Genomic DNA, 4,341 nt, shown 5'->3' on the forward strand with positions numbered 1-4,341 from the left:
GTGTATCTGGATGCGCTTCTATCCCCTTTGAGTGCTTCTTCTACAGAGGGATATGGCATTAAAGTCGCATGAGCTTTCATTCGATTCAATTGGAAAATCTCTGGATTATTGTTCCACTCGGGGTATCCGTTCTTCGGAGAAGTATAGACATATTTTTGACGCATATCGTGCACCTCTTTTGCTAGATTTTCATCGTATATACAGCTGTTTGAACTCGGACGGTGTCATGCCCGTATGTTTCTTAAACAATTCACTGAAATGCCGCCTGTCTTCGTATCCCAGAGCCTGAGCGATCTCTTGAACCTGCTTTCCTTCAAGCAGCATAGCTTTCGTCTGCTCCATCCGCTCCGTTGTTACGAATTGGGTGACTGTCATTCCCGTAACCTTTTTGAACAAATTAGCGAAATAACTGCCACTTAAATAAACCAGTTTGGCATAATCATTGACCGTCATATTGGAAGATACATTTTGCCGTATATGTGCAATGACTTGCTCGACGACTTGATTCACATCTTCAACATGGCGTTTCTGAATGAATTCACAGCCCAACCTGCACAATTCCTTAATGTTCTCCTGAAGTTCCTTCAACTTGTAAGAGGATAGATTTTTGATGGAATATAGATAACGTTCAATCCCTTCCATCTCATCACGCGTTAGCTTTTCAGAAAAGACCCGGTTGATCAGGAACGCCAGCTCATCACACATGCCTTTCACCACCTCGGGAGCCGGAGGGGTCGATGCGTGAACAGCTTCCTCAAACAGTTCATCCACAATGCTGCACGCTTTCTGCAAATTCCCCGACCTTAAGCAGTAAAAAAGCTCTTTTTCCTTCTCGGGGGAGTAACGGGGCAAAGTTTGATGGACTGGGCTCAAATCCCGGTACGTATAAACGGTGTTGCCTCCCGTATAGAAATTGTAGGAGATGGCTGCGAACGCCTGGGAATACGAGTAAGAGATTTGATGGATCTCCTGCACTTCTTCTCCGAGTCCAATGGATATTGTATATCTGGAGTATTTATTAACATTCTCGCGGCATCTTTCCGCAATGGCATCTGCATGATAAGCTTCCGAAGGATTGAATATCGCAACGAACCGGTTCATATGATCCCGAAAAACAAAACCTTTGGTATGCTCTCTCAAGCTTTCCTCCAAAATATTGTGCACGGTAAACCGGATGAGCTCTACTTCCTGAACAGGCAGCGTATCGGTTTGCTCGCTAAACTGATCGATTTCAGTCAACATAACAATAAAACGCTCTCGCTCCAGGCCAATATTCAAAAAATCCCAACGCTTTTTGGCTTGTTCAGGAGTCGTTCGGAATTGCAGCAGCAGTTGAAAATATTCCTGTCTCAGGAATGGCAGGCTTTCTCGCAGCTTTCTTTCCATTTCGCGGTAACGCTGTGTTTCATGAATTTCCTCTTCAATGGACTGCTTAGCCTTCAAAACAACATCGATAATTTTTTGTGGGGTATACGGTTTTACAATATAATCGAACGCACCTAGCCGAAGCGCCTCCTGGGCATATTCGAAATCTGTATAGCCGCTTAAAAAGACGATTTTCGTTCGTGGGAACCACGCCAGGATCTGCCTAGTCATCTCCAGCCCGTCTATTTTGGGCATTCGAATATCCGTCAGAACAATGTGCGGCTCCGTTTGTTTAATCAGTTCAATGCCTTGCTCGCCATTACTCGCAGTGCCTGAGATGCTAACACCGTAAGATGTCCAATCTATTTGATTGGCAATGYCCTGCACCACAGTTTTGATATCGTCGATGACACACATTCTAAGTTCGGTCGTCACTGTTTGATCACTCGCCTGTCAATGGGATAGTTAGTTGCACCGTGGTGGAGACATAAGGCTCGCTGCTTAGATGAATATCTGCTTTATTCCCGTAATAAAGCCGCAGTCGCCCATATACGTTGCGAAGCGCGTAGCTTTTCTTCGAAGCTTGCTCACTCCGCATATCTGCATCGACGGAAGCTGCGTCCATACCTGCGCCATTATCCTCCACTTGTAGAATGAGTTGATCTTCAGATCTGGCGATAGATATCCGAATGTTCCCCATCCCTTCCATACTCTGAAAGCCGTGCAAGATTGAGTTTTCTACCAATGGTTGCAAAATAATTTTCAAAACGGGAACATCCAGCAACGATGGGTCCCTCAGCTCAACCGAATACGCAAACAAGTCCTCGTAGCATTTTTGCTGAAGAATCAAATATTGCCTTACGTGATCAATCTCCTTCGCTAAAGTCGTCATCTCATTCCCGCCATTCAGGCCAAACTGGAACAAGAGGGACAGCGACGTGATCATCTCCGTGACATCCCGGTTTTGAGACGTTTCTGACTTCCAAATGATCGTGTTCAATGTGTTATACAAAAAATGCGGATCAATTTGCGCCTGAAGAGCTTTAACCTCCATCTTACGCTTCTCATACTCGGCATCCTTGACATCCTCAATGAGGGAGGAAATTTCCTCCAGCATTCGGTTAAACTTCATCCCGACCTGTGCCACTTCATCTTCATATTTACTGGTGAAACGCACATCGAGATTATTCTGTTCCACTTTCTTCATTAAACCTTGAAGTTTGTGCAGAGGCTTCAGTAGGAAGCTGGAAATGACATTCGATAACACGAAGGCCAGTACGGCGCAGCACAACATGATCCAGAGCGTGATTGTTTGGATACGATTCACCTGATGCAGCAAATCCGACTGTGTCTGTACGCTGACCATCGTCCAATTGTCTGCCAGGGTCAGCCTCGCATAGTTAACTAAATATGTGTTGCCAGCGATGTCATGCTTGAAAAACCCACGATCTTGGTTCTTCAGCTGCTCTAGAAAAGATGGGTCATTTGGGAAAGGGGGAGCTTGGCCACTTAGCGGAAGCACGGTTTCGCCTTTGTTTGATATCAGATAATAGTTTTTGGACTGATCCAGCAGATCATCCGTAACAACTCTGCTTATTGCATCTTCCTTGACATTAACGACTACATATACATCACGAACGTCCGCTTCCGTAACAGGCTTCATAATCAACGAAATCACTCTCGCCTTTCCCAAAAAAAGCGGGTCCTCGTGATCTTCCAGCCACACGACACGTTCTGTTGTGTTCAGATATTGTGAAAATAGGGTTTCCTTGAACCGAATCTGCCCGTTACGAAGATCATTCGTTGCATACATCTCGCCAACAGGCGTGTAAATCAAAACAGACTGAATCGAAGGCTCAATGAGCTTCATTTGCCCCAAAGGCGTTTGCAAGGAGGATAACCGTGTATAATAGGAGGCCGAATGATTTGAAACAACATCTTCCATGGCGTTCTTGAATGGATCGCTGAGCATCATGGACGAAGTCGTGACAATGATATGTCTAAGCTTCTCGTCAAACACGCGTGCCGTTTTATTGAGTGTGTTCTGGCTGGAAATAAACGCTTCACTTTCTGTTGATCGAAAGGCAATCCAATAAGACATCATCCCCGTGATTGAGATGGAGACGACTGTCAGCATCAACACCAAGATCCATAACCGCCGGCGGAGTGAAAGCCGATAATACCATTTATTCAAGCTGTCTCCCCCTCTCCGTACAATAATAAGGAAGAGACGCGCTGCTTTAGGCCGCGCGCCCCTTACCTATTGTATCCATTAAACTTTGCCCCTATTTGGCAAGACTACCCTGCAATTTCCCCGGATCAAAATTCGGATCCGCCTTCATCTTGGTTTCTCCTGCGGCACGCGCTTTCTCCAAGGCTGTGTTATAGCGAGTGGTCAAATCGTTCAAAAGTTTGTCCAAATCTCCGCCTTCGAGCATGTATTTAATAATGACGTTTCCTAGCTTCGTTCCTTCCACTTTCGTTTCGACTACTCCTGTCGGTGTAGGTGCATATAGAGCGTCAAACTTAGTAGGCAAGAAGCCATCGATTCCTGGCATAGCCGGCTTTTTGGCGGCTGCGTTAACATCCGGCACAATCGAGATCCCAAGACCTTTCTCGTGATATTCCTTCTGGAAGTTAAGATTGTAGATGTACTCCATGAATTTCCATGCTTTGTCTTTGTTCGGTGTGTTGGCACTAATTCCGATATAATTCCCCGCATTAGCTAAGGCTACAGTTCCTTGCTGCTTCCCGTCAACCGTTGGAGGCAGTGCTGCACTCCAGTTAATTTTCGTCGGGAATTGGCTTTGGTAGACGGCAGGTTCACCGGAGTGGTTAAAGTACATGCCGATTTTCCCAGCCGCGAATTGCGCGCGAAGCGGATCAATGTCAAGTGATTCAACACCCGGCAGCATGCTGCCGTCCTGCTTCATCTGACGAAGCGCCTCGACAATAGGCTTGTACGCCGCATAATCG

3 protein-coding genes are annotated in these 4,341 nt (G+C 46.0%); all 3 read right to left on the bottom strand.

Going from position 1 to position 4,341, the window contains the following annotated elements; all coding sequences use genetic code 11:
• Nucleotides 1-189 precede the first annotated feature (189 nt).
• Nucleotides 190-1,800, bottom strand: a complete 1,611-nt coding sequence (locus AC1DUA_RS25790; RefSeq protein ID WP_477502486.1) for a response regulator — start codon at nt 1,798-1,800, stop codon at nt 190-192.
• Nucleotides 1,801-1,807: 7 nt separating this feature from the next.
• On the bottom strand, nt 1,808-3,559 hold the full coding sequence (locus AC1DUA_RS25795; protein WP_477502487.1) for a sensor histidine kinase: 1,752 nt from the start codon (nt 3,557-3,559) through the stop codon (nt 1,808-1,810).
• 91 nt (nt 3,560-3,650) lie between these two features.
• Nucleotides 3,651-4,341 (bottom strand): extracellular solute-binding protein (locus tag AC1DUA_RS25800; RefSeq protein ID WP_477502488.1); only part of this gene is annotated, 691 nt, incomplete at its 5' end.

Source organism: Paenibacillus sp. 01T422 (genome assembly GCF_056398785.1).